Annotated in this window: 2 protein-coding genes; both read left to right on the forward strand. The window is 55.4% G+C overall.

Annotated elements, in window-relative coordinates; genetic code table 11:
• Positions 1-13: 13 nt before the first annotated feature.
• Positions 14-907 (forward strand): NAD-dependent epimerase/dehydratase family protein, encoded by an 894-nt coding sequence (locus BMW94_RS25890; protein WP_254790366.1) that lies wholly within the window; start codon positions 14-16, stop codon positions 905-907.
• A 357-nt stretch (positions 908-1,264) separates the two neighbouring features.
• A partial coding sequence (locus tag BMW94_RS31190) for a hypothetical protein (protein ID WP_302848016.1) occupies positions 1,265-6,000 on the forward strand: 4,736 nt, incomplete at its 3' end.

Consider the following 6,000-nt stretch of genomic DNA (forward strand, 5'->3'; position numbering starts at 1 on the left):
AATTACATAGGAATTGATTAAACGTGGCATTTCTACCATTATTTTTGGCCGCTCACGTCAAAAACTGGAGCAACTTGCGGTAAAACTGGGTTCCCCTGATCACCTACAGATCGTTGTGGGAGATGCGTTCCGACCTGATGATATTATAGCTGCTTCACTAGAGGCTGATGTAATGTTTCATTGTGCGAATGTACCCTATAACGAAATGCAAAGCAGGCTGATCCCTCTTGGTGAATCGGTTATGGAGTCGGTAGAACAACTGGGCCTGAAGGTGGTCGTCATTGACGGAATTTATCCTTATGGCAGAAGACAAATGAAAGAAGTGACTGAAGAACATCCAAAGCAGCCGCATACTCAAAAAGGAAAGACTAGACTTGCCTATGAGCAGATGTTATTTAGCAGCCAATGGCGCAAAGCGCAAGTGATGATTGTTCGCTTGCCTGATTATTATGGTCCTACTGCCAATCAGGCCTCTTACCTGGGGTCCAGGCTTGAAGCAATAGCGGAAGGGAAAATGGTTTTTTTTATCGGAACTATGAAAATGCCTCGAGAGTATATCTATTTGCCAGATGCAGCGGTCATGGTTGTTGAGTTGGCGAGCAGAGATGATGCCTATCGGCAGAATTGGAATATTCCTGGCGCTGGCGTAATATCGGGTAAGGAAATCGTACGGATTGCACAACAGGCGGCGGGTAAAGCGAAACCGGTGATATCCCTAGGCAAAACAGGATTGTCGTTACTTGGATTGGCCGTACCGGCAATGAAAGAAGTTGTTGAAATGTTATATTTGACAGAAGAACCTCTGGTGTTGAGTAAAAAGAAATACGAGGCCAGCATTGGGCCGGTGAAGATGACTTCTTTTGAAGAGGGGATTGCACAGACGATAGGTGAGCTGCAAAAGAAATAAATGCGTATGTAGTTTGGTAATTGATCAATCAATAAATTGTAAATGCTGATATGACTTCATTAATGGGCGGTGCATCAAACCTGTCCTAGACATAGAGTGTAGTATTGCAAAAGCGGAGAATCGACACGGTCTACAAGGAGGGAGGATTTTCTTGTGAGCTATACGTCCAAAAAGGAGCACAAAATGTCCTCAATCAGTACAACCAAACGCAAATTAAAAAAAGCGGGCACTCGCATTTCTAAAAAAGAAAAAGTCAAATGTAAATCCAAAAAGAAACTTGCACTTAAAAAGAAAAGAGCTATCAGATCCAGATGTCTTGTGCTTCGTGGCCCTAGGGGATATAGAGGGTTTCAAGGAATGAAAGGTGCAACCGGAGCTACGGGAACCACAGGAGCTATGGGAATAGCAGGTAAGATGGGTAATACGGGTAATACGGGAGCTACTGGCTCGATAGGAATAACGGGATTAGCTGGAGTCCAAGGAATGACTGGAGTAACAGGTACAACTGGTGATCCGGGCGTTATAGGTAATACGGGTGCAACTGGATCAACGGGAGCCTCTGGGACAACAGGTGCAACTGGAACCACGGGAAATACTGGTGATCCAGGCACGACAGGTGCAACAGGTGCGACAGGGATAACTGGAGCGACGGGTGATCCTGGAGTGACAGGCGTAACCGGAGTAGGAATCACCGGGGCTACCGGAACCACAGGCGCAACAGGATTTACGGGTGTAACTGGTGATACGGGCGCGACCGGCTCAACTGGGGTAACCGGTATGACAGGAGTAACGGGAATAGGAACAACCGGAGCTACTGGTGCAATTGGGCCTACTGGTGTAACAGGTGTGACAGGTACAACGGGAATAGGAGTCACCGGGGCTACTGGAACCACCGGAGCACCGGGACTTACTGGAGCAACAGGAGCCACCGGAACAACCGGAACAGGAGCTACAGGCGCCACCGGCGCGACGGGTCTTACGGGTGTAACTGGTGTGACAGGCGATCCTGGAGTGACCGGAATAACAGGCGTTACAGGTTCGACTGGAGCAACCGGTGATTCTGGAGTGACAGGTTCAACGGGTGTAACCGGTACGACAGGCGCCACTGGAATAGGAGCAACTGGAGCAACTGGCGCGACGGGGTTTACTGGTGTAACCGGAGTGACAGGAGCAACGGGAACAGGAACGACTGGAACCACTGGTGCTACAGGATCTACGGGTGTAACAGGTGTGACAGGCGATCCTGGGGTGACCGGAACAACAGGCGTTACAGGTTCGACTGGAGCAACCGGAGCTGTGGGAGCAATGGGCATAACAGGTGTAACTGGCACAACAGGGATAACTGGAGTTACGGGTGATCCTGGAATGACAGGTTTAACGGGTGCAACCGGAACCACAGGAGCTACCGGTGTCACTGGTGCAACAGGGCTTACTGGTATAACTGGAGCTACTGGTGCCACCGGCGCAACAGGATTTACGGGTATAACCGGCGTGACAGGATTTACGGGTATAACCGGCGTGACAGGAGCAACGGGGCTTATTGGTGTAACTGGTGCGACAGGCGCAACGGGAACGGGAACAACAGGATCTACTGGCGCGACGGGTTCAACTGGTGTAACCGGAGTGACAGGCGCAACGGGAACAGGAACAACAGGAGCCACTGGTGCGACGGGCTCAACGGGCGCAACTGGTGCGACAGGGGCAACAGGAACGGGAGCTACAGGAGACACCGGTGCAACAGGGCCTACTGGAGTAACTGGTGCAACAGGTGTAACCGGAACAGGAACGACTGGAGCTACAGGTGCGACGGGTCTTATTGGGGTAACTGGTGCGACAGGTGCAACGGGAACCGGAACAACCGGAACAACCGGAGCCACCGGCGCAACAGGATTGACGGGTGTAACAGGTGTAACCGGAATAGGAACGACTGGTGCTACTGGTGCGACAGGTGCAACGGGAACGGGAACGACTGGAGCCACTGGCCCGACAGGATCTACTGGTGTAACCGGATCAACAGGTGCAACCGGAACAGGAACAGCCGGAGACACCGGTGCAACAGGGCCTACTGGAGTAACTGGTGCAACAGGTGTAACCGGAACAGGAACGACTGGAGCTACAGGTGCGACGGGTCTTATTGGGGTAACTGGTGCGACAGGTGCAACGGGAACCGGAACAACCGGAACAACCGGAGCCACCGGCGCAACAGGATTGACGGGTGTAACAGGTGTAACCGGAATAGGAACGACTGGTGCTACTGGTGCGACAGGTGCAACGGGAACGGGAACGACTGGAGCCACTGGCCCGACAGGATCTACTGGTGTAACCGGATCAACAGGTGCAACCGGAACAGGAACAGCCGGAGACACCGGTGCAACAGGGCCTACTGGAGTAACTGGTGCAACAGGTGTAACCGGAACAGGAACGACTGGTGCTACTGGTGCAACGGGTCTTACTGGGGTAACTGGTGCGACAGGCGCTACTGGAGCGACGGGTTCAACTGGTGTAACCGGAGTGACAGGTGCAACGGGAACGGGAACCACAGGAGCCACTGGTGCAACGGGCTCAACTGGGGTAAGTGGTGCGACAGGTGCAACCGGAACCGGAGCAACTGGAGCTGCTGGTGCAACAGGATTTACGGGTGTAACAGGTGCGACAGGTGCTACGGGAACTTCTGGTGCAACGGGTCTTACTGGGGTAACTGGTGATACAGGCGCAACCGGAACAACCGGAACAACCGGAACAACCGGAACAACAGGAGCCACTGGAGCAACGGGAACAGGAACGACGGGAGCTACAGGTGCGACGGGCTCAACGGGCGCAACTGGTGATACAGGCGCAACCGGAACAACAGGTACAACTGGAGCCACTGGAGCAACGGGATCTACTGGTGTAACGGGAGTGACCGGTGCAACAGGAACAGGAGCTACAGGCGCGACGGGTCTTACTGGGGTAACTGGTGTGACAGGCGCAACCGGAACCGGAGCAACTGGAGCTGCTGGTGCAACAGGATTTACGGGTGTAACAGGTGCGACAGGTGCTACGGGAACTTCTGGTGCAACGGGTCTTACTGGGGTAACTGGTGATACAGGCGCAACCGGAACAACCGGAACAACAGGAGCCACTGGAGCAACGGGAACAGGAACGACGGGAGCTACAGGTGCGACGGGCTCAACGGGTGTAACAGGTGTGACAGGAGCAACGGGGCTTACTGGAGTAACTGGTGCGACAGGCGCCACCGGAACGGGAACAACCGGAGCTACAGGCGCGACGGGTCCAACGGGTGTGACCGGTGTGACCGGTGTGACCGGCGCCACCGGAACAGGAACAACAGGAGCTACAGGTGCGACGGGTACAACCGGTGTAACTGGTGATACAGGAGCAACGGGAACAGGAACAACCGGAGCCACTGGAGCAACGGGCTCAACTGGGGTAAGTGGTGCGACAGGTGCTACGGGAACTACTGGTGCAACGGGTCTTACTGGGGTAACCGGTGCGACAGGCGCAACCGGAACAGGAACGACTGGAGTAACTGGTGCAACGGGAATAACCGGTGTAACAGGCGCAACCGGAATCGGAGCTACAGGAGTTACTGGTGCGACGGGTTCAACTGGGGTAACCGGTACGACAGGAGCAACGGGAACGGGAACAACAGGAGCCACTGGTGCAACGGGCTCAACTGGGGTAAGTGGTGCGACAGGTGCAACCGGAACCGGAGCAACTGGAGCTACTGGTGCAACAGGATTTACGGGTGTAACAGGTGCGACAGGTGCTACGGGAACTTCTGGTGCAACGGGTCTTACTGGGGTAACTGGTGATACAGGCGCAACCGGAACAACCGGAACAACAGGAGCCACTGGAGCAACGGGAACAGGAACGACGGGAGCTACAGGTGCGACGGGCTCAACGGGTGTAACAGGTGTGACAGGAGCAACGGGGCTTACTGGAGTAACTGGTGCGACAGGCGCCACCGGAACGGGAACAACCGGAGCTACAGGCGCGACGGGTCCAACGGGTGTCACCGGAATAGGAACAACAGGAGCCACTGGTGCAACGGGCTCAACTGGGGTAAGTGGTGCGACAGGTGCAACCGGAACCGGAGCTACTGGTGCAACAGGATTTACGGGTGTAACAGGTGCGACAGGGGCCACCGGAACGGGAACCACAGGAGACACCGGTGCAACAGGGCCTACTGGAGTAACTGGTGCAACAGGTGTAACCGGAACAGGAACGACTGGTGCTACTGGTGCAACGGGTCTTACTGGGGTAACCGGTGCGACAGGGGCAACCGGAACAGGAACAACCGGAGCTACAGGTGCGACGGGTCCAACGGGTGTAACCGGTGCAACCGGAACAGGAGCTACAGGTGCGACGGGCTCAACTGGGGTAACTGGTGATACAGGAACAACCGGAACCACTGGAGCTACCGGAGCAACGGGTCTTACTGGAGTAACTGGTGTGACAGGGGCAACTGGAACAGGAACAACAGGAGCCACTGGAGCAACGGGAACAGGAACGACGGGAGCTACAGGTGCGACGGGCTCAACTGGGGTAACTGGTGATACAGGAACAACAGGAGCCACTGGAGCAACGGGAACAGGAACGACGGGAGCTACAGGTGCGACGGGTACAACTGGGGTAATCGGAGTGACAGGGGCAACGGGAACAACTGGCGCCACTGGAGCAACGGGTCTTACTGGAGTAACTGGTGCGACAGGTGTAACCGGAACAGGAACGACAGGTGCTACAGGTGCAACGGGTCTTACTGGGGTAACCGGTGCGACAGGCGCAACAGGAACGGGAGCTACAGGAGACACCGGTGCAACAGGGCCTACTGGAGTAACTGGTGCAACAGGTGTAACCGGAACAGGAACGACTGGTGCTACAGGTGCAACGGGTCTTACTGGGGTAACCGGTGCGACAGGCGCAACAGGAACGGGAGCTACAGGAGACACCGGTGCAACAGGGCCTACTGGAGTAACTGGTGCGACAGGAGCAACGGGAACGGGAACAACCGGAGCTACAGGCGCGACGGGCTCAACGGGTGTAACAGGTGCGACAGGAGCAACGGGAACGGGAACAACCGGAGCTACAGG

It is taken from the genome of Paenibacillus sp. OK003 (genome assembly GCF_900109515.1).
Taxonomy (GTDB): domain Bacteria; phylum Bacillota; class Bacilli; order Paenibacillales; family Paenibacillaceae; genus Paenibacillus; species Paenibacillus marchantiae.